Origin of the sequence: Aggregatimonas sangjinii, assembly GCF_005943945.1 — a bacterium.
Classification (GTDB): domain Bacteria; phylum Bacteroidota; class Bacteroidia; order Flavobacteriales; family Flavobacteriaceae; genus Pelagihabitans; species Pelagihabitans sangjinii.
Genome location: NZ_CP040710.1, coordinates 1 through 20184, shown reverse-complemented (window position 1 = coordinate 20184; position 20184 = coordinate 1). Strand labels below are relative to the sequence as shown.

The following is a 20184-nucleotide window of genomic DNA, read 5'->3' as shown; positions in this document are numbered from 1 at the left end:
AGAACTCCAATTGGAGTTTTTCAGTGCTGCGAATTCAAAATAACAATTGCCAAATCGCTACCTTTAAACCATGATTTTGGTCACTGGAGGTACGGGATTGGTAGGGTCACATTTGTTGCTTATTTTATTACAAAAGGGCTATAAAGTCCGTGCAGTGCACCGTAAGTCGAGCAACTTGCAAGCCGTGCAAAAGGTGTTTTCTTACTACGTGGAAAATAGTGCGCAAATGTTCGCCGAAATCGAATGGATGCTGGCAGACATCAACGACATTCCAGCCTTAGAAACCGCTTTTGAGGATATCGAAAAAGTATACCACGCGGCCGCGCTCATTTCTTTTGACCCGAATGATTTTGACAAGTTAATGAAGGTGAACGTAGAGGGCACGGCGAATATCGTAAACCTTTGTATCGCCAGAAAAGTTCAAAAACTCTGTTACGTAAGTAGTATTGCCGCCATAGGACCTAGTTTAGATGGTCAACCCATTACCGAAGAAAATGAATTTACCGAACAGCATGCCGATGTATATTCCCGATCAAAATACGGGGCGGAGTTAGAAGTCTGGCGTGGTTCGCAAGAAGGGCTTTCAGTTGTCATGATAAATCCCGGCGTCATTATCGGACCTGGTTTTTGGGAAGGGGGCAGTGGCACTTTGTTTGCCACGGCGAATAAGGGCTACTCCTTTTATCCACCATCGGGTACCGGTTTCGTAATCGTGACCGATGTTGCACGGATGATGCGAGTGGCCATGGAATCAAAATTGGAAAAAGAACGCTTTATCGCCGTTGCGGAAAACTGCTCTTACAAGGAGATATTAGTACACTTCACAACTTACCTTGGTGTAAAGCCGCCGACAAAGCAACTACAGCTATGGCAGCTGCAGCTACTTCGTTTATTGGATATATTTTGGAATACGGTCACCGGAAAGGGACGCCGCATTACTAGGAACGGAATAGCGTCTTTGAAGCAGCGTAAATACTATTCCTCCCGTAAAGCCGAAGATGAATTGAATTTCACCTTTGAGCCCATCAAAGAGACCATCGCCTTTTCGTGCCGGATTTTTAAGGAAGAGAATCGGTAGCCTCGTTCAGCATTCTTGCTTTTTCCTGAGCCTCTTGCAATTGGTTTTTAAGGGAAATACTGTCTCTTATACGTTTGGTCTCTCCCATTTCTTTGCCCTTTGCATCCAAGCGTTTTTCCACCGTTTCATAAATATCTTTGTATTCGACCGGTTTCGACACATAATAGCGGTCGCTTTCCACAAATTGAAGGCTATCGACCTCGTATTTTTTCAAGATGAAATCAGTAGGGTCGATTTCCTTTTTCCGTAGCTTATCCGCATTGGTCGATTTGGCCGCATTGATAACCGCCATTTCCTCGATAATATTAATCATCTTATCTTTTGGGATCAAGTTGTCCGGTTTGTCGATCAATTCTTCCCCACAAGAAACCATGAGTAGCAAGGCAGCGATATGTATCCATCTATTCTTCATATTAATTCCTATCGAATGTCAAGCGTTTTGCTTTGCGCTGCCCTGAAAAATTTCCGTTTTCATAGCCCAAATGACCGTTTATAAAAGTATGTGTGATGCTAGACGAAAAGGTAGTTCCCTCAAAAGGAGACCACCCACAGTGATAAGCGATATTGTCTTTCGATACATCCCAAGGGGAATTGAGATCGACAACGACCAAATCGGCAAAATACCCCTCCCTCAAGTAACCCCGCTTCTCAATCTGAAATAAAATCGCCGGGTTATGGCACATTTTCTGCCCCAGCTGCTCCAACGAAATCATGCCTTGATGATATTTCTCTAACATAGCAGGCAGGGCATGCTGCACTAGCGGCCCACCCGAAGGGGCTTTTGTATACACATTGTCTTTTTCTTCCAAAAGATGGGGCGCATGGTCGGTGGCGATAATATCCAAACGGTCATCCAGTAAGGCCTCCCAAAGCTTTTCCCGGTCATTGGCAGTCTTTACGGCAGGGTTCCATTTGATCAGTGTACCTTTTTCATCGTAATCGGTATCGGAGAACCAAAGGTGGTGAATGCATACCTCTGCCGTTATTTTCTTTTCATGAAGTGGTATGTCATTTCGAAACAAATTCGTCTCCTTGGCCGTAGACAAATGAAATACGTGCAAACGCGCTCCCGTCTTTTTGGCGAGGGCAATCGCTTTTGACGAAGAAAGATAACAGGCCTCCGCACTTCGGATAAGCGGATGGTATTTGATCGGAATGGCGTCGCCATATTCCTCTTTGTACCGAGCGAGATTTTGCTTGATGGTCGTTTCGTCTTCACAATGCGCCGAAATCACCATTTCGGTATTGCGGAAAATCTGCTCGATCACCACCTCATCATCGACCAGCATATTACCCGTTGAAGATCCCAAGAACAACTTTACCCCAGAACAGGCATTTTTATCCAATTTTTTGAGTTCTTCGAGATTATCGTTGGTACCCCCGAACAAAAACGAATAGTTGGCAAAGGCACTTTCCGCGGCCATGGCGAACTTCTCCTCCAACTTGGCCCTCGTGGTGGTCTGGGGATTGGTGTTCGGTTGCTCCATAAATGTAGTGATACCTCCGGCCAGTGCGGCCCTACTCTCCGTCGCGATGGTGCCCTTGTGTGTAAGGCCCGGTTCCCGAAAATGCACCTGATCATCGATAATACCGGGTAGCACGTAACTTCCAGCCACATCATAGACCACTGCGCTTGCATCGCTGATGTCGGGAGCGATTTTCAAAATCGTATCATCGGCTATGAGAAGGTCACTTTCATAAATCCTTCCTTCATTGACCAACTTTGCATTCTTAATTAACTTACGTCCCATATCAGAATCTATTTTTTTGAAAAATACTACGCAATTTCATCACGAACACACCCCAAATAGCTTCCTTTACGATAGACCCGCTCATCTTTGATTTACCTTTAACGCGATCCCGGAAGATAATCGAGACTTCCTCGATCTTGAAATCCAGTAAATAGGCCCTGAACTTCATCTCGATTTGAAATGCATAGCCTACGAACCGCACAGAATCTAGACTTATCGACTCCAAAACATGTCTTCGGTAGCAAACGAATCCGGCGGTAGGGTCGTGTACCCGCATTCCGGTTATCATTTTAACGTAAAAAGAGGCCCCATACGATAACAGCACCCGGTACAGCGGCCAGTTGACCACATTTACCCCTTTTTTGTAGCGCGAACCTACGGACATGTCCGCCCCGTTTTTACACGCCCGATACAAGCGTAGCAAATCTGGGGGATTATGGGAAAAATCGGCATCCATCTCAAAGATGTAATCGTACTTCTTTTCGATCGCCCATTTAAAGCCGTGTATATAAGCCGTTCCCAGACCGCCTTTCCCTGCCCTAACCTCAAGAAAAAGCCGATCGGGAAACTCGAGTTGCATTGCTGTCACCTTTGCCGAAGTACCATCCGGGGAACTGTCGTCAACAATCAAGACATCAAAGTCCTTTTTCAATTTAAAAACAGCTTTGATGATTGCTTCAATATTCTCAATCTCGTTGTAAGTGGGGATAATGAGTAGGCTGTCGGACATTGATTTTCGCGTGTTAGGAAGATTGTCTAAAAATAGGTTCGTCATTTTCTCCTGCCCGTCCGGTAGGATAAACAGCCTATAACCCCGGAGCTTCGGGACTAATCACATATTGAACTTGTTTCAAAACAGTCTGTAGACAAAAATAGTATTTTAAACTACTGCGCTACGTCCGCCTGAAGGGTTTTATGCTTTTTTTAAAACTATAACCCTTAATTTTGCGTTGAATCATCGTGTATATGCCTTCAACTCTTCCCAAAACCCTGCTTTATCTGCTTGGCGCTATTTTCATTCTAAATGTAACGCAGGCGTATTTTACAGAGTTGATTTTCGATGAGGCCTATTATTGGCACTACGCTCGGAATATTACGTTCGGGTATTTTGATCATCCGCCCATGGTGGCTTGGTTTATCGCACTCAGCAGTCTGATTTTTGAAGGCCATCTCGGGGTACGATTTGTAAGCTGCCTGCTTTCGGTAGGTACTTTGCTGGTCTTGTGGAAAACCATAGACCACCCTCAGAAAAACAAGTACGCCACCCACTTCGTAGTACTTGCCTTTTCGATGACCTTATTGAACGCCTATGGTTTCCTTACCTTGCCCGATACACCCCTGCTCTTTTTCTGTGCCCTGTTTCTCTTGGTCTACAAACGTTTTGTGGAAAAGCCCGGTATAGGCCTTGCCATTGCCCTTGGTATGGTCATGGCAGCTTTAATGTACAGTAAATACCATGCGGTACTGATCATCGTTTTCGTACTGCTCTCCAATTTGAAATTACTCAAGAATACATATGCCTGGTTGGCCGTACTAGTCGCTTTGCTGGCCTATACACCTCATTTTTTATGGCTGTACGAGCAGGATTTTATCTCGATCAAGTACCACCTTTCGGAACGGAAGAACGGCCCCTATGATTTCAACAAATACACCTTGGGCTTTTTGGTCAATTTGGTTGCCTTATTCGGATTTACGTTCCCGTGGATTTACCGGTCGCTTTTCCGCACGAGGTCGAAAGATGTATTTACCAAAGCCCTTCTTTTTTTGACGTACGGGGTACTGCTTTTCTTTTTTATCTCAAGCTTTAACCGTCGTGTACAAACCCAATGGATTATCGTAGTGAGCATCCCGTTGGTCATCTTGGTCTTTAGGGATATGATGGCCGACGAAACCAGTCGCAAATGGATTTACCGCATGGGCATCCTAAACATTGTTATTTTGCTTTATCTGCGCCTGGGACTTGTGTTTGAACCCCTTTTCCCGATTTATTATGAAAGCCACGGAAATAAAAAATGGGTGCAACAGCTCAAGGACAAAGTGGGCGATACCCCGGTTGTTTTCGAAAATAGCTACCGTCTTGCACCGATGTATGCCTATTACAGCGGAAACACTTCTTTTTCATTGAACAACATCAATTACAGACAAAATCAATACTCTCTCGATGATAGCGAACGTAATGTACAATTGAGAAAAGTGTACTACGTATCACCATTTCTCAAAAATGCCGAGCTTGCTTTCGAAAACGCCAAAGGAAAGCCCTATTTTGGACATTACATCAATCAATTCGAATCGTTTCGAAAACTACGCTGCATCGTTGATGGTGATGCTTTCTCGTTGGATACGGAAAAAGAACGGCTTGTAAAGATTTTCAACCCGTATGACGAAGACATCGATTTACAGAAACTAAAATTCGCCGTGGGTTACCTTGACGATTACAAGCAACTTCAAGAGGTAATTCCCATATATGTGAGCGCCACCGATGAAAATATTTCGGTGCTCAAATCAAATGATACCACTAATTTTACGTTTAGGTTACCCCCGCCCAAAACGAAAACACCCGATTATTTCAGGCTGAGCATCTCCGAAAAGGATTTGCGTTTCGGGCTCAATGGGAAAACCATAAAACTAGACTAATGGAGCCGCTCTTAAGACCTTCGAATACCATAGATTGGGTAACCATTTTGCTGTTTGCTAGTTTGCTTTTTGTGGTCATTGCGAAAAGTATGTTCTATAGTCGATTCTTGAACTTTATCATACTGCCTTTCAACAACAAGTATATTTTCATGTACAATAAAAAAGACAAGCTCGGGAATTGGTTTCACGTCTTTTTTACGATTTTTCAGCTTATAAATTTTTCGCTTTTCGTGTTTTTGGCACGCAATGTACTCCTACAAATGCCGAATGATGCAAACCCCACTCTTTTCCTGGTCATCACAGGAGCGGTACTGACCTTTTTTATTCTAAAGATCCTCTTACAACTAGGTAATGGTTTTATTTTTGGATCCTCGAAAGTACTGTCTGAAATCGTATTTAAAAAGCTCTCCTACCTGAATTACAGTGGCCTGATCATGTTTTTGGCCAATATCGCATTGTCTTTTGTTGCTACTGATTCGGAAATTATAGTTTATGCAGCAATTTTGCTTATTCTTTCCATCAATGTCATGGGTTGGACAGCGGCATTGCAGAATCATCAAAAATTCATCGCTAGCCATTTTTTCTATTTTATTTTGTACCTTTGCGCACTCGAAATTGCACCCTTAGTCATCATAGGAAGCTACCTAAACCATTGAGAACTATGAAAGTAAAGACGATTTTGGTATCTCAGCCAGAACCGAAAATGGAAAATTCTCCGTATGCGAGGCTTATCGACAAGGAGAAGGTGAAAGTAGATTTTCGACCTTTTATTCATGTAGAGGGCGTAGATGCGAAGGACGTTCGTCAGCAGAAGATAGACCTCAAAAACTACACTGCCATTATACTTACCAGCAGAAATGCGGTAAATCATTATTTTAGGCTGGCCGAGGAAATGCGTTTTAAAGTACCGGACAGTATGAAATATTTCTGTCAGTCGGAAGCGGTCGCTTATTATTTGCAGAAGTACGTCGTGTATAGAAAGCGTAAAATCTATGTTGGGAAAATGAATTTTTCCGATATGGTGAGTATTTTCAAAAAATACAAAGACGAAAAATTTCTCTTACCCTCATCCGACTCCTTAAAACCTGTTGTTCCGGAAACCTTGGACAAATTGGGCGTTAATTGGACCAGAGGTATTTTCTACAAAACGGTCATCAGCGATTTATCGGACCTCCGTGATGTCTATTACGATATTTTGGTCTTTTTCAGTCCATCGGGGATTGAATCCTTATTGCAAAACTTCCCTGATTTCGACCAAAAGGAGACGCGAATAGCGGTTTTCGGCAATTCTACGGTAAATGCCGCAACAGATGCCGGCCTGCGGATAGATATTAAGGCACCGACCCCGGATACGCCTTCAATGACCATGGCGCTGCAGAAATATATAAACGAAGCGAATAAAAAATAAGAGACAAATATTGTCTTTACCAAAAAAGAGGGTGTCTAAAAAGTATAACCCAAACGTCATTACGAGCAAGACGAAGTAATCTGTTTGTCAATACCAACGAGTTACAGACTGCTTCGTGCTTCGCAAATACGGCTGAAAGTACTTTTTAGACACCCTCTTTTCTATTGGTTTCAATTGCTCATCAATTTGTTAGAAGGCATATCGTTGCGGTCCGCCTCTACGAATCTCCTCACTGGCATAGGCCTCGAACTGTTTGAAGTTTTCCCGAAAAGCGTTGGTCAGTTTAAAAGCCGTGGTGTAATAGGCCTTATCATCGTTCCAAGTCGTACGCGGACTCAGCACATCGGTAGGAACACCAGGGCAAGACCTTGGTTGTGCTACCCCGAAGACCGAGTGAATGTGATAGTCGTCATAGGAATACAATCCTAAATCTCCATTCAAAACTGCGTTGACCATGGCACGGGTATATTTCAATTTCATTCGTGTACCAACACCGTAGGGACCCCCTGTCCAACCGGTATTTACCAGCCATACGTTCACTCCGCTATCCTTCATCTTCTTACTTAACATCTCTGCATATTTTGCGGGATGTAAAGGCATAAAAGGTGCCCCAAAACATGCCGAAAATGATGGAATAGGCTCTTTTACCCCAGCCTCTGTTCCTGCTACCTTAGCTGTATAACCAGAGATAAAATGATAGGCTGCCTGACTTGGTGTCAACTTTGAAATGGGAGGTATAACGCCGAAGGCATCGGCGGTCAAAAAGAAGATGTTTTTCGGATTCTTTCCTATGGAAGGCCGCTGTACATTATCAATATGGTAAATCGGATAGCTGACCCTTGTATTTTGAGTGATGGAGGTATCGGCAAAATCAACTACCCCATTTTCGTCCATTATAATATTTTCCAACAATGCGCCTTTTTTTATGGCTCCATAAATCTCGGGCTCGCTTTCCTGGGATAGGTTGATAACTTTGGCATAGCAGCCGCCCTCAAAATTAAAAACGGCGTTCTCGTTGTTCCACCCATGCTCATCGTCACCGATAAGTTTTCTGGAAGCATCGGTAGAAAGGGTTGTTTTTCCCGTTCCGGAAAGTCCGAAGAAAATCGCTGTCTCCCCGTTCTCGCCTACATTCGATGAACAGTGCATCGGTAGGGTGTTCTTTTCTACGGGAAGAATAAAATTCAGGGCCGAAAAAATTCCCTTTTTAATTTCCCCGGTGTATCCCGTACCTCCGATAAGAGCTATTTTTCTAGTAAAGTTTAAAATCGCAAAGTTATGCTGGCGCGTGCCATCTACTGCCGCATCGGCCATAAAACCAGGCGCGTTGATGACCGTCCATTCAACATTAAAATTCTTGAGCTCTTCCTCGGTCGGTCTAATGAACATATTGTAGGCGAACATATTCGACCAAGGGTACTCGTTAATGACCCGAATATCCATTCGGTAATTATGGTCGGCGCAGGCGTAGCAGTCGCGTACGTATAATTCCTTGTCATTCAAATATGCGATGACCTTATCATACAGCGCATCGAACTTTGAAGGCTCGAAAGGGATATTGATATCGCCCCACCACACCTTTTCAGCTGTGGTTTCGTCTTTAACGATAAAGCGATCTTTTGGGGATCTACCGGTAAACTCCCCGGTATTTACAGCCAAAGCCCCCGAAGAGGCTTCCTTCCCCATGCCCATTTCCAAAGTAATCTTATGCAGCTTACTGGAAGGCAATTGATAGTTGATGTTCTGGTGGGTTATCCCGTAGGAAGCCAAAGAGACGGTAGTTGGTGCTTTTTTCGAATTATTCATTCAAGAGTTATTTTTATGCCGCAAAATTATCATAAATATATATTTTACCTATCTATTTTGCGGATTTATTAGTTGAAATGTCGAATACAGCCGAGACCCAACCATCCCCAGCCTGCGATAAGAAGCGTTCCCCCTATCGGAGTAATGAAGCCGATGGTTCTAAAATCGAATCCTGTTAGGGCATTGGTGGCCAAAAAATAAATCGAAAAAGAAAACAAAACCACCCCTAGGGTCATTAGATAGTAGACTACTTTTTTTGTACGCTCGGGAATAGGTATCACACCACCTAAGACCAACAGCAGTAAGGCATGATACATTTGGTACGTCACCCCAGTTTCGAAGGTGTCTATGGCATCGGTATCCAATACTTTTTCCAATCCGTGCGCGCCAAAAGCCCCTAATATGACCGCTAAGACACCAAGGATGATTCCTGTCATAAAAATTGTTTTGTTCATAACTTTAACGTTCTACTTTTTTATAAATATAACAATCAATACCTTCGTCTTTCGTTCTAGCACAAAGTTAATGTTTGAAAATACGATTGATACCATGTCCCGAAAAATACTTATTGTTGGCGCCGGCAAGTCCACCTCCTATTTGATCGACTATTTTTTAGAGAAATCGACATCGGAAAATCTTCATCTTACCATCGGCGACCTTTATCCCGATGCAATCGCCTCACCTATTAAAAACCATGACGCCTGTACCGTCGTTCGGCTTGATGTTTTCGAGGACGAAGAGCGCAAATCGGCCATAAAGCAGAGCGATATCGTCGTTTCTATGCTTCCTGCCAGAATGCACATGAAAGTAGCCCGGGATTGTATCGCCTTCGAAAAGCACTTGGTCACGGCTTCCTATGTATCCGAAGAAATCAAGACCCTCGATGAAGAAGCGAAGAAAAAAGGACTCGTCTTTATGAATGAAATCGGTCTGGATCCCGGCATCGACCATATGAGCGCCATGCAGATTTTAGACCGTATTCGCGAAAAAGGAGGTAAAATTTTGTTGTTCGAATCGTTTACCGGAGGCTTGGTCGCCCCTGAAAGCGACGATAACCTATGGAATTATAAGTTTACCTGGAATCCCAGAAATGTGGTGTTGGCAGGACAGGGAGGGGCCGCAAAATTCTTACAGGAAGGTACATATAAATACATTCCCTACCATAAATTATTTCGCAGGACGGAGTTTTTCGAAATTGAAGGATACGGTCGTTTTGAAGGGTATGCCAACAGAGACTCCCTCAACTATCGGGAAGCGTACGGACTCGAAGACGTACTCACCTTATATCGGGGTACCATGCGCAGGGTCGGATTTTCAAAGGCATGGAATATGTTGGTGGAATTGGGCATGACCGACGACACCTATGTTCTCGAAAACTCAAAAGGCATGTCTTACCGCGATTTTACCAATTCCTTTTTGCCCTATTCCCCGACCGATTCGGTAGAGTTGAAATTGAGACACTACTTGAATATCGATCAAGACGATATTATGTGGGAGAAATTGGTGGAACTCAATCTTTTCGATTCACAAAAGACGATTACCATCGAAAACGCCAGTCCGGCACAGGCATTACAACAAATTCTAGAAGCGAGTTGGACGTTAAAGGACAACGAAAAAGACATGATCGTCATGTACCACAAATTCGGCTATGAGCTTCAGGGCAAAAAACATCAGATCGATGCGAACATGGTCGTACTCGGGGAGACACGAACCCATACCGCCATGGCAAAAACGGTAGGTTTACCCGTTGCCATTGCTACTCTGCTCATCCTCAAAAAGAAAATAACCACGCCCGGCGTTCAGATTCCGCTTCAAAAAGAGGTCTACGAACCCATACTCCGCGAACTTCAGGAGTATGGTATGGTTTTCAAGGAAATCGAGGTGCCCTATTTAGGTTACAATACGGAATCTGTATTGCGTTAGAAAACTGTGTGAAGTAATGCCATCATTCGATTAACACCCCCGTGCATAAACTTCGATTCCGTATAACTTCCGTACTTTTATGGTAAAAATGAAAGCTTATCTATGAAATCCAATTTCAAAAACGTAAAAATCGATGGTATCGACAAGAAGATTCTAAGATTCTTAATGGCCGACGCCCGAAAACCCATTTTGGAAATCGCGAGGAATATCGGTATCTCCGGGGCGGCCATTCACCAGCGTTTGCGAAAGTTAGAAGCCTCTGGGCTTTTGGCGGGTTCGAAATTCGTCATCAACCCAAAAATAATGGGGTACACTACCATGGCCTATATCGGTATATACTTGGATAAGGCGATGAGCAATCCCGTTGCCGTAAAACAACTGGAAAAAATTCCGGAGGTGTTGGAGTGCCATTATACGACCGGCAATTGGTCTATTCTTATCAAGGTACTGTGTCGGGACAATGAACATCTAATGCATGTACTCAATAAGGATATCCAACAAATTGAAGGCGTGTCCCGCACCGAAACCTTTATCTCCCTAGACCAACAAATAGACCGACAGATTACGATTTAGCACCGTCAATCTCAACTTCAAATTTTCGCTGTAGTAGTCCCTTACCACCGGCCATTAAGCCTATAATCTTGCCATTTTCGAGCATTAATTTAACCTTTATCAACGAAGGGGAAGGTATTTGCATGAATGTTCCTTGACCGATATGAAATGTTGATTTTTCGATTTTCAATTTATCATAGAGATAGGCCGCAAGTGGTCCCGCCGCCATTCCCGTTCCAGACTCTTCTTCAATGCCATACCTAGGCGCGAACATTCTCGTGGCAACATCGGTATCGGAAAGCGGGTTTTCCATAGCGAAAACATAAAATCCGATAAGGTCAAAGGTCTCGCTTACCTCCGATATTAATGTATGGTTCGGCCGTATATTCTTAAGAATTTCGAGATTTTTAACCGGTACGATCACAAACGAATTTCCGGTGTTGACCATGAGGATAGGGGCATTGGGAATCAAATCCGATTTTTGTATTCCGAGGGATTTTAAAATCAATACTTCACTATCTACAACACCAGTATATATCGGCTTTTGTTGCTCCATAAAGGCGAGGTCTCCCACCAATTTGATTTCCCTATTCCCGTCGATGGTTTCTTTTGAACTGGCGCTACCGCTTACCAATCCCAATTGGTTGAGATAGGAAAATGCAGCGATGGTCGCATGCCCACAGTGGGCTATTTGGCGGTTCGGGGTAAAGAAATCCAATTTAAAGTCGGCCGTCTCCGATTTTGAAATGAAGGCGGTTTCGGATAGCCCCACTTTTGCGGTAATTTGAAGCTTTTCGCTATCCGACAATGCATCGGCATCGAGCACTACCCCGGCGGGATTACCCCCTGAGCCGTTCTTTACGAAAGCATTGAGCACTTGAACTTGAACCTTTTTAGTATTTTCCATAGTAGTATTCTATTTAAGGTGATCGAACCCTTCCTGAGCTCTTTACTATAGATAGACGTGCGATGCTTTAAAAAGACGTAGAATCAGCCTTCTTTTTTATCATACCCCAGTAATTTCCCTGTACTATCGGACGCTACGCTGGGACAATCGAGTATCGCTTCCTTGAGAAGTTCCTTCGCCTTTTGAACCCGGGATTTTGTGCCGGAGTAAGAGATGTTCAAATGAGTGGCCAAATCTTTTTGGGAGTACTTTTTAAACGCGGTCAGTAGGATGGCCTCTTCGTGTTTTGGAGACAATTCCTTGATTTTCCGATTGATACAACCCTCCAATTTGGCGTATTCCGAATCGGTGCCTTCCTCTTCCGGAAAATCAAAAGGAGCTATTGAGGTAGTTTTCCCGCTTTTGCGATAAGTATCGGTTATTGTATTTCTGGTGATTTGATATACCCAAGAGGTTAGTTTGGCCGTATGTTTTAGGCTAGGTAAGTTCAATTGTATTTTTAAAAACACCTCTTGCAGTATATCTTTTGCGGTTTGTTCATTTTTGACCCGCCCTTGCACGAATCGAAACAATTCGTCGTGAAGGTCTATCCATATACGCTCAATTTCTTTTTCCATTTTTTCCTTTTGCAGATGAATGCCAAATGACTTTCCAGCTCAAACCCTCCCCAATAGAGATTAAAGCTCGTTTTGTTCGTTGCCAACATTACAATTCAAACTCGAACAGGATAGTATTGGCATCTTCCTTCTTACCACCAGCGGCAAGATATGCCTTTTGAGCTGCACCGTTCTCTTGTCCAGTAAGCACCCATGCCTCGCTGCAGCCTATATGGCTAGCATGCGCACAAAGATACTTGACCAAACTTCGCCCAATACCATGATTTTGATAGCCTTCGAGCACACTAACTTCGTTGATAAAAAGGGAAGGATCTTTGTCGGGATGCACATAATGGACTCCTGAAGCCATTCCCACTATGGTGTCATGTTCAAATGCCAACGCCAAGTGATGCCTTGGGTCGTTTAAGAATTCAACCGTCCTATTTTTTAGTATCGGATAATCAAATAACGCCTCGCCGACCGTTTCAATTGCTAGAAGGTCATTTTCATTGGCCAATCGTATATTGATAGTACTACGCATCATGTTTTACTTTACAAAAAAAAACCTGTTCGGAACGCAGTCCAAACAGGTTTTCAAAAGGAGTTCTAGCTGTAGAACCCCTATCCTTTTTTTGGTTATTAATCCCTACCCAATACTTGTAGCGCCCAATAGACCAAAGTAGCCAAAGAGCCGATGGCAGCCACCAAATAGGTACGTGCCGCCCATTTTAAAGCATCTTCGGAACCTTTATATTCTTGTTGGGTAACCACATTCTTATTTTTCAACCAGGCCAATGCCCTATTACTGGCGTCATATTCCACGGGAAGTGTAATGAAGCTGAACAAGGTCGCCATGCCCATCATTACCAAACCAGCCACGGCTACCCAGTAACCAAGACCGATACCGGCCGCAGCGCCCAGCATAATACCTCCAAAAACGACCCATTGCGACATACCCGAGGTAACGCTCACTATGGGAACCAGTTTGGATCGCATCGTCAACCACTCGTACGCCTGCGCATGCTGTACCGCGTGACCGCATTCATGGGCCGCAACCGCTGCCGCTGCCGCATTCCGTTGGTTGTACACTCCTTCACTAAGGTTTACCGTTTTATTTTTAGGATTGTAATGGTCTGTCAACATTCCTGCCGTGGAAACCACTTTTACATCCGATATGCCGTGGTCGGCCAACATTTTCTCGGCGATTTCCGCACCACTCATTCCATTCTGCAATTGCACTTTCGAATAGTGCTTGAACTTGCTTTTTAGCTTGCTACTCACCAACCAACTTACTAGGGCGATCGCACCGAGTAATATATAATATCCCATCATAATTTCTATCCGTTTTAATTCTACTTAAAGATAACAAAGTTCATCTTGCGTACAAAAATCGTTTCATTGTACTCAAGATAATACCTCTATAACGGCAAAAACCCCGCCATATTGAGACAGGGTTGTTTTTCATGACAAAATGTATGTTCTAGACCTCGGCCGATTCCCAACCAAAGGCTTCGATAATTTCTTTGTAGACCACTTCACCCTTAACGATGTTCAACCCTTTATGCAAGGTAGCATCATTGACAGTAGCCTTTTCCCAACCCTGGTTGGCCAGTTTTACTACATAGGGCAGGGTCACATTGGTCAATGCTACCGTAGAGGTATATGGTACGGCCCCTGGCATATTCGCCACGGAATAGTGCACCACATCGTCGATAATATACACTGGGTCTTCGTGGGTGGTAGGTTTGGTCGTTTCAACGCATCCGCCCTGGTCTACCGCGACATCTACGATAACCGTTCCCGGTCGCATTTCCTTGAGCATTTCCCGAGTGATAAGATTCGGGGCCTTGGCACCCTTCAACAATACCCCACCGATAATAAGATCATGGGTTTTAATGTGTTTGCGAATGTTGTATTCGTTGGAAAATTCGGTGACGACATGTGGTGGCATCACGTCGTTGACATAGCGAAGGCGTTTCATGTTGATATCCATAATGGTCACATGTGCCCCAAGCCCTGCTGCCATTTTAGCAGCCTGTATGCCAACTACCCCGGCCCCAAGCACCAATACCTTTCCGGGTTGTACACCTGGTACGCCCCCCAAAAGTACGCCACGGCCCTTTACGGGTTTTTCCAAATATTTAGCGCCTTGCTGAATGGCCATTCTTCCTGCCACTTCCGACATCGGTGTCAATAAGGGCAAGGTGCCCTCATCGTCTTCGACCGTTTCATAGGCGATACAAACCGATTTGCTTTCGATCATCGCCTTGGTCAAAGGCTCGCTCGAAGCAAAATGGAAATAGGTAAAGACGACTTGATCTTTTTGAATAAGGCCATACTCACGTGCAATAGGCTCTTTTACCTTTACGATCATATCACTTGCAGCATACACTTCTTCGATTGTATTCACGATTGTCGCACCTGCATGCAGGTAATCCGCATCGAAGAAACCGCTACCATCACCGGCGGTGGATTGGATCAGTACGTTATGCCCATATTTCGTCAATTCAAAAACACCTGCCGGGGTCATGCCCACGCGACTTTCATTATTCTTTATTTCTTTGGGAATTCCTATAATCATAGCCATTGCATTTTAATTTGCATCAAAATTGAAATAAAAAAGACAAGTACAAAAACAAAATCGATAAAAAGAGGGGTTTTCTACCTGAATTTAACTTTTTCAACACATTATCCCTTAAAATTTTAGGGGTGTTCCTTCAATTTTATAATTTTTATTCGAAGAAATAACAATTTTGTAGGGGTAACCTAGATAATCGTCCAGTTTTGAAATTTTGTTTTTTAGAAATGATACATTCTATTCCTATAGCATCAAACCGAGGTGCAGTTTACTTCATCAATCCCGCTTTGCTCGTTTCCTAATAAATAACCTAGGACAGACCCATATGACATCCGTGAAGAAAACGACCTAAAATATCTATCGTGACAAACCTTTGTTTATTGAAACCCCGATTATAGGGTAAAGACGCGTGCGATTAACCCACGATATTTACGATTTTACCTGGGACAACGATTACTTTCTTGGGCGTGCGACCCTGCAATTGCTCTTGCGTTTTTTCGTTTGCCATTACCGCCGATTCGATTTCCTCTTTCGACAGGTCTAACGGAAGGTTCATCGTAAAGCGCATTTTGCCGTTAAAAGATATCGGGTATTCTTTATCGCTTTCGACCAGATATTTCGGTTCGAATTTTGGAAAAGGCGCGGTAGCAATCGATTCGGTATGGCCCAGCTTTTCCCAAAGTTCCTCCGCGATATGCGGGGCATAGGGGGAAACAAGGATTGCCAAAGGTTCCAAAATTTCACGACTGCTACATTTTTGGGCTGTCAGTTCGTTCACGCAAATCATAAAGGTCGAGACCGAGGTATTGAAACTGAAGTTTTCGATATCTTCCTCAACTTTTTTGATGGTTTTGTGGAGGGTTTTTAGAGCCCCCTCCGACTCCCCCGAAGGTGGAGCGATGCTTGCCTTGAACTCACCATTGGGTCCGGAATGGTAGAGCTTCCAAAGTTTTTTCAGGAAACTGTGCACCCCTGTGATGCCGGCCGTATTCCAAGGTTTGGATTGCTCCAAGGGGCCAAGGAACATTTCATAAAGCCGTAGGCTGTCGGCGCCGTATTCCTGGACAATATCATCGGGGTTGACGACATTGTATTTGGACTTGGACATTTTTTCGACTTCGCGGGAGACAGAATATGTGCCATTTGTCATAAATAATTCACTAGGAGATGTATCCTCTTTATAAAAATCAAAGAACTTATTTAAGATTAATTGATTCTTTAAATCAACACAAGCCACATCAACATGAATTTTCGAAACTGTAAAAGTTATCTTATCAACATCAAATTTTGAAGATTCAAATATCTCCTCTATGATATCCTTGGGAAAAACATCTGCTAGTTTATATAATTCACCCGCGATTGCATCATGTTGCTTTTTACCTTTAAGCAAATCCCATGAAACAACATTGTTCAAAAAATAGGTATCAAAAATGGACTCAAATTCCTTCTCACTTTCCTCTAACTCATTTTGAGAAATTCCCTCTTGATATTGATAGTACCCATTGACTATTCTTCTCAAGAATGCACTTTCCCCCGTTATCATCCCCTGATTGATCAGCTTCTTCGCAAACTCGTCTTTGGGCACCAAGCCTTTATCGAACATGAATTTCTGCCAAAAACGGCTGTACAGCAAATGTCCCGTAGCATGTTCGCTGCCGCCGATGTATAAGTCCACGTCCTGCCAGTAGTTGATGGCTTCCTGGGAGAAGATTTCATCTTCATTATGCGGGTCCATATAGCGGTTGAAATATTGGGAACTGCCTGCCCAGCCGGGCATGGTGTTCAATTCCAAAGGCCCACCCTTAATTTCGTCACTTCGGCTACGCTCGGTTTCCGAAATGGCTTTTTCAAATTCTTCTTTTGACACTACCTTGCCCTCATCGCCATACTGCAACCAATGCCATTTCTTGGCGTTGCCTAGTGGCGGTTCCCCAGTTTCGGTAGGCAGATATTTATCGACCTCGGGGAGTTCTAAGGGCAAGAACTTTTCATCGAGCATTTGCGGCATTCCCGATGCGTCATAATACACCGGAAAAGGCTCTCCCCAATACCGTTGCCGACTAAAAACGGCATCGCGCAGGCGGTAGTTGACCTTGCCTTTGCCCTGACCCAATTTTTCCAACTCGTAGATGGCGGTTTTTACCGCTTTTTTATAGGGCAAGCCGTTTAGGAAATCCGAATTGGCGATGATGGTCTTTTCCTTATCCGAAAAGGCCCCTTCCGAAATATCAATCCCCTGAAAAATATTGGGAATCGGAATACCAAAATGCTTTGCGAAATCCCAATCCCGCTGGTCTCCGCAGGGCACGGACATTACTGCCCCGGTACCATAACCCGCCAAAACATAGTCGCCGATCCAAATCGGAATCGGTTCCTTCGTGAACGGATGTTCTGCATACGCCCCGGTAAAAGCTCCTGTAATCGTTTTGACATCGGCCATTCGGTCCCTTTCGGAACGTTTAGCCGTAGCTTCGATATAAGCGTCGACCTCAGCTTTTTGATCCGGGGTCGTGATTTTTGGCACCAGCTCGTGCTCCGGGGCAAGGGTCATAAAGCTGACCCCGAAGATGGTGTCGGGGCGGGTGGTGAAAACTGATATCCCCTTAACCCCCGAAGGGGGAACCTTCCTATTATCTAAACAAGTTGCAATTTCTTCTAAAACTGCATCTATATTTCCCAGAACTCTTTCATTTCTAAATCTGAGCACTATAAACCCTAGCTCATTTAGAACAGCTGTTCGAATTTCATCTTCTTCTTTTTGCAGGTCATGAATATCCCCATCAACCTCAACAACTAGTTTTTTCGCAAGACAAACAAAGTCAACAATGTAGTTATCGATCAAATGCTGCCTTCTAAACTTATGGCCGACCTTCTTGGATTTTATACTCTGCCAGAGTGCATCTTCGGCTGGGGTTGGATTATTTCGCATTTCTTTTGCTCTTTCAAGCGACAGATGTGAATTATTTCCTCCAGTCATATATCTTGGTACAGAAGGTGTTCCTTCCCCCTCGGGGAAGGCTGGGATGGGGAAAATCACCTCAGCCCCCTCGCTTCTCCCTATCCAATTCGTTTGTGAATCCTTAAGGGGTTGTGGCCAATCGATAGTATCCAAGCCATCCAGCAATCGCTGGGCATAGGCGGTGATGCGCATGCTCCATTGGGTCATTTTCTTTCTGATTACAGGATGGCCACCGCGTTCCGAGACACCGTTTACGATTTCGTCGTTCGCAAGCACCGTACCCAAGGCCGGCACCCAATTCACCTCGGTATCCGCCAAATAGGTAAGACGGTACTTTAGCAAGATTTCCTGTTGCTCCTTGCTTGAAAATTTCGCCCATTCGGCCGCTGAAAAAGGCGTAATATCGTCATCACAAACGGCATGCACCTTGGTATTTCCATCCTTTTGGAACATAACAGTCAAGGTTTCAATGTCCTCAGCCTTATCGGAATCTTTATTGTACCATGAATTGAACAACTGAATGAAAATCCATTGCGTCCATTTATAATAGCTGGGATTTGAAGTGCGCACTTCACGGCTCCAATCGAATGAAAATCCGATTTGGTCCAACTGTCTCCGATAGGTTTTGATGTTGGCTTCAGTGGTGATAGCGGGATGCTGCCCGGTCTGTATCGCATATTGCTCGGCGGGCAAACCGAAGGAATCATAGCCTTGAGGATGTAGAACATTAAAGCCTTTATGCCTTTTGTAGCGTGCGTAGATATCGCTGGCGATATACCCCAACGGATGACCCACATGCAGTCCGGCACCTGACGGATAGGGGAACATATCCAACACGTAGAACTTTTCCTTTTGGGAGTGGTTTTCAGCTTTAAAGGTTTGGTTATCGGCCCAAAACTTTTGCCATTTTGCCTCTATTTCATTGAAGTTGTACTGCATCTACCGGAAATGTTTAGGTAAGCGGCAAAAATAAGTTTATTCAATTTACTTTCCTACTTTTACGGCATTCATACCGATTATGGCCAAGTCTTTTGAAAATTTCCAAAAACGCAAGCTGATCTCTTCCTATTTCTCAGTGGTGCTGAGCATCGGCCTAGTATTATTTCTCTTGGGTACACTCGGGCTGTTGTTGGTCAATACCAAAAAAATGGCCGACCACTTTAAGGAGCAGGTTACCATCGCGGTCTTTTTGAAAGAAAGTGCGAAAGAAGTCGAAATCAACCAACTGCAAAAAAGCCTCGCTACCGACGAATACGTAAAATCGGCTACCTATGTGTCAAAGGAGGCGGCCGCCGAGCAGCACACGGAAGAAATCGGGGAGAATTTCATGGATTTTTTAGGGTACAATCCGCTAAAGAACTCCATAGATATTAAGCTCAAGGCCGATTTTGTCTCTCCCGAACAGATCGAGGATATCGCCGAAAAGCTTACCGCAAAGGAATATGTTGAAGAGGTGAGCTATGACAAACCGCTCGTTGACCTTTTGAACGACAACGTAAAGAAGCTCGGTTTTTGGATTCTGGTCGCTAGTGGTATTTTTACGTTTATCGCGGTACTGCTCATCAATAGCTCCATTCGGCTGAGCATCTACTCTAAACGTTTTATCATCAAGACCATGCAAATGGTTGGGGCTACCAAGAGTTTTATCCGCCAGCCCTTTATCAAAACCAATATTAAATTGGGTGTTATCGGATCGCTCCTGGCCATGCTGGCTTTGGCGGGACTACTTTACTACTTGGACGAAACCTTTCCTGAGCTGAATTTGTTGGAAGACATACAGCTGTTGGGTATTGTTTTTGGAGGCGTTTTTCTACTAGGGATTTTGATTTCGTTTATCAGCACCTATTTTGCCACCTCCCGTTTCCTCAACTTGCGAACCGATGAACTTTATTACTAACGAAAAACGAAACCAATTTCATCGTCTATGGGATTCTGAATTGAAAGTTTTGCAGGCATAAACAGACTGAATACACATCATACAATTTCCTGAAC

The 20184-nt window shown here is 44.0% G+C and carries 18 protein-coding genes; 7 read left to right on the top strand and 11 right to left on the bottom strand.

Going from position 1 to position 20184, the window contains the following annotated elements; genetic code table 11:
* Nucleotides 1-70 precede the first annotated feature (70 nt).
* A complete protein-coding gene (locus tag FGM00_RS00090; protein ID WP_138850949.1) occupies nt 71-1078 on the top strand; it encodes an NAD-dependent epimerase/dehydratase family protein in 1008 nt (335 codons plus the stop codon).
* Here FGM00_RS00090 and FGM00_RS00085 read toward each other — a convergent pair.
* The 3 genes from FGM00_RS00085 to FGM00_RS00075 are packed head-to-tail and all read right to left on the bottom strand — an operon-like array spanning nt 1059 to nt 3559.
* Nucleotides 1059-1490 carry a DUF4296 domain-containing protein gene (locus tag FGM00_RS00085; RefSeq protein WP_138850948.1) on the bottom strand — a complete coding sequence of 144 codons (432 nt, stop codon included), beginning with the start codon at nt 1488-1490 and terminating at the stop codon, nt 1059-1061. The genes FGM00_RS00090 and FGM00_RS00085 overlap by 20 nt on opposite strands.
* A 1-nt stretch (nt 1491) precedes the next feature.
* Complete coding sequence (locus FGM00_RS00080; RefSeq protein ID WP_138850947.1) at nt 1492-2829, bottom strand: dihydroorotase; 1338 nt, start codon at nt 2827-2829, stop codon at nt 1492-1494.
* Between the two features lies 1 nt (nt 2830).
* Complete coding sequence (locus tag FGM00_RS00075) at nt 2831-3559, bottom strand: polyprenol monophosphomannose synthase (protein ID WP_138850946.1); 729 nt, start codon at nt 3557-3559, stop codon at nt 2831-2833.
* A 236-nt stretch (nt 3560-3795) separates the two neighbouring features.
* Between FGM00_RS00075 and FGM00_RS00070 the strand changes: the two genes are divergently transcribed.
* Genes FGM00_RS00070 through FGM00_RS00060 form a run of 3 tightly spaced genes read left to right on the top strand, consistent with a single transcriptional unit; the run spans nt 3796 to nt 6871 of the window.
* Nucleotides 3796-5463 (top strand): ArnT family glycosyltransferase, encoded by a 1668-nt coding sequence (locus FGM00_RS00070; RefSeq protein ID WP_138850945.1) that lies wholly within the window; start codon nt 3796-3798, stop codon nt 5461-5463.
* Nucleotides 5463-6119 carry a DUF4271 domain-containing protein gene (locus FGM00_RS00065; RefSeq protein WP_138850944.1) on the top strand — a complete coding sequence of 219 codons (657 nt, stop codon included), beginning with the start codon at nt 5463-5465 and terminating at the stop codon, nt 6117-6119. The genes FGM00_RS00070 and FGM00_RS00065 overlap by 1 nt, the downstream gene beginning before the upstream one ends.
* A 5-nt stretch (nt 6120-6124) precedes the next feature.
* Nucleotides 6125-6871 (top strand): uroporphyrinogen-III synthase, encoded by a 747-nt coding sequence (locus FGM00_RS00060; protein ID WP_138850943.1) that lies wholly within the window; start codon nt 6125-6127, stop codon nt 6869-6871.
* 189 nt (nt 6872-7060) lie between these two features.
* Here FGM00_RS00060 and pckA read toward each other — a convergent pair whose 3' ends face one another.
* Together pckA and FGM00_RS00050 are read right to left on the bottom strand one after the other, a co-directional pair.
* On the bottom strand, nt 7061-8677 hold the full coding sequence (gene pckA, locus FGM00_RS00055; RefSeq protein WP_138850942.1) for a phosphoenolpyruvate carboxykinase (ATP): 1617 nt from the start codon (nt 8675-8677) through the stop codon (nt 7061-7063).
* A gap of 68 nt (nt 8678-8745) precedes the next feature.
* Complete coding sequence (locus FGM00_RS00050; protein WP_138850941.1) at nt 8746-9132, bottom strand: DUF423 domain-containing protein; 387 nt, start codon at nt 9130-9132, stop codon at nt 8746-8748.
* Nucleotides 9133-9226: 94 nt separating this feature from the next.
* On the opposite strand from FGM00_RS00050, the gene FGM00_RS00045 reads away from it, so the two are divergent.
* Nucleotides 9227-10600, top strand: a complete 1374-nt coding sequence (locus FGM00_RS00045; protein ID WP_138850940.1) for a saccharopine dehydrogenase family protein — start codon at nt 9227-9229, stop codon at nt 10598-10600.
* Between the two features lie 102 nt (nt 10601-10702).
* The gene (locus tag FGM00_RS00040) at nt 10703-11173 is read left to right on the top strand and encodes an Lrp/AsnC ligand binding domain-containing protein (RefSeq protein WP_138850939.1); all 471 of its coding nucleotides are present in this window, start codon (nt 10703-10705) and stop codon (nt 11171-11173) included.
* On the opposite strand, the gene FGM00_RS00035 is transcribed toward FGM00_RS00040, so the two are convergent.
* From FGM00_RS00035 to FGM00_RS00010, 6 genes are all read right to left on the bottom strand, one after another.
* Complete coding sequence (locus FGM00_RS00035; RefSeq protein ID WP_138850938.1) at nt 11163-12059, bottom strand: PhzF family phenazine biosynthesis protein; 897 nt, start codon at nt 12057-12059, stop codon at nt 11163-11165. The genes FGM00_RS00040 and FGM00_RS00035 overlap by 11 nt on opposite strands.
* Nucleotides 12060-12142: 83 nt before the next feature.
* On the bottom strand, nt 12143-12676 hold the full coding sequence (locus tag FGM00_RS00030) for a sigma-70 family RNA polymerase sigma factor (RefSeq protein WP_138850937.1): 534 nt from the start codon (nt 12674-12676) through the stop codon (nt 12143-12145).
* 88 nt (nt 12677-12764) lie between these two features.
* A complete protein-coding gene (locus FGM00_RS00025; RefSeq protein ID WP_138850936.1) occupies nt 12765-13199 on the bottom strand; it encodes a GNAT family N-acetyltransferase in 435 nt (144 codons plus the stop codon).
* 95 nt (nt 13200-13294) lie between these two features.
* Nucleotides 13295-13987 (bottom strand): zinc metallopeptidase, encoded by a 693-nt coding sequence (locus FGM00_RS00020; protein ID WP_138850935.1) that lies wholly within the window; start codon nt 13985-13987, stop codon nt 13295-13297.
* Between the two features lie 148 nt (nt 13988-14135).
* On the bottom strand, nt 14136-15236 hold the full coding sequence (ald, locus tag FGM00_RS00015; RefSeq protein WP_138850934.1) for an alanine dehydrogenase: 1101 nt from the start codon (nt 15234-15236) through the stop codon (nt 14136-14138).
* Between the two features lie 412 nt (nt 15237-15648).
* On the bottom strand, nt 15649-19131 hold the full coding sequence (locus tag FGM00_RS00010; protein WP_138850933.1) for a leucine--tRNA ligase: 3483 nt from the start codon (nt 19129-19131) through the stop codon (nt 15649-15651).
* A 79-nt stretch (nt 19132-19210) separates the two neighbouring features.
* On the opposite strand from FGM00_RS00010, the gene FGM00_RS00005 reads away from it, so the two are divergent.
* The gene (locus FGM00_RS00005) at nt 19211-20089 is read left to right on the top strand and encodes a cell division protein FtsX (RefSeq protein ID WP_138850932.1); all 879 of its coding nucleotides are present in this window, start codon (nt 19211-19213) and stop codon (nt 20087-20089) included.
* The last annotated feature ends 95 nt before the right edge of the window (nt 20090-20184 follow it).

What these genes read in the sequence shown, in the direction of transcription:
- FGM00_RS00090 (WP_138850949.1), top strand. Translation starts at nt 71, where the DNA reads ATGATTTTGGTCACTGGAGGTACGGGATTGGTAGGGTCACATTTGTTG.
- FGM00_RS00085 (WP_138850948.1), bottom strand. Translation starts at nt 1,490, where the DNA reads ATGAAGAATAGATGGATACATATCGCTGCCTTGCTACTCATGGTTTCT.
- FGM00_RS00080 (WP_138850947.1), bottom strand. Translation starts at nt 2,829, where the DNA reads ATGGGACGTAAGTTAATTAAGAATGCAAAGTTGGTCAATGAAGGAAGG.
- FGM00_RS00075 (WP_138850946.1), bottom strand. Translation starts at nt 3,559, where the DNA reads ATGTCCGACAGCCTACTCATTATCCCCACTTACAACGAGATTGAGAAT.
- FGM00_RS00070 (WP_138850945.1), top strand. Translation starts at nt 3,796, where the DNA reads ATGCCTTCAACTCTTCCCAAAACCCTGCTTTATCTGCTTGGCGCTATT.
- FGM00_RS00065 (WP_138850944.1), top strand. Translation starts at nt 5,463, where the DNA reads ATGGAGCCGCTCTTAAGACCTTCGAATACCATAGATTGGGTAACCATT.
- FGM00_RS00060 (WP_138850943.1), top strand. Translation starts at nt 6,125, where the DNA reads ATGAAAGTAAAGACGATTTTGGTATCTCAGCCAGAACCGAAAATGGAA.
- pckA (WP_138850942.1), bottom strand. Translation starts at nt 8,677, where the DNA reads ATGAATAATTCGAAAAAAGCACCAACTACCGTCTCTTTGGCTTCCTAC.
- FGM00_RS00050 (WP_138850941.1), bottom strand. Translation starts at nt 9,132, where the DNA reads ATGAACAAAACAATTTTTATGACAGGAATCATCCTTGGTGTCTTAGCG.
- FGM00_RS00045 (WP_138850940.1), top strand. Translation starts at nt 9,227, where the DNA reads ATGTCCCGAAAAATACTTATTGTTGGCGCCGGCAAGTCCACCTCCTAT.
- FGM00_RS00040 (WP_138850939.1), top strand. Translation starts at nt 10,703, where the DNA reads ATGAAATCCAATTTCAAAAACGTAAAAATCGATGGTATCGACAAGAAG.
- FGM00_RS00035 (WP_138850938.1), bottom strand. Translation starts at nt 12,059, where the DNA reads ATGGAAAATACTAAAAAGGTTCAAGTTCAAGTGCTCAATGCTTTCGTA.
- FGM00_RS00030 (WP_138850937.1), bottom strand. Translation starts at nt 12,676, where the DNA reads ATGGAAAAAGAAATTGAGCGTATATGGATAGACCTTCACGACGAATTG.
- FGM00_RS00025 (WP_138850936.1), bottom strand. Translation starts at nt 13,199, where the DNA reads ATGATGCGTAGTACTATCAATATACGATTGGCCAATGAAAATGACCTT.
- FGM00_RS00020 (WP_138850935.1), bottom strand. Translation starts at nt 13,987, where the DNA reads ATGATGGGATATTATATATTACTCGGTGCGATCGCCCTAGTAAGTTGG.
- ald (WP_138850934.1), bottom strand. Translation starts at nt 15,236, where the DNA reads ATGATTATAGGAATTCCCAAAGAAATAAAGAATAATGAAAGTCGCGTG.
- FGM00_RS00010 (WP_138850933.1), bottom strand. Translation starts at nt 19,131, where the DNA reads ATGCAGTACAACTTCAATGAAATAGAGGCAAAATGGCAAAAGTTTTGG.
- FGM00_RS00005 (WP_138850932.1), top strand. Translation starts at nt 19,211, where the DNA reads ATGGCCAAGTCTTTTGAAAATTTCCAAAAACGCAAGCTGATCTCTTCC.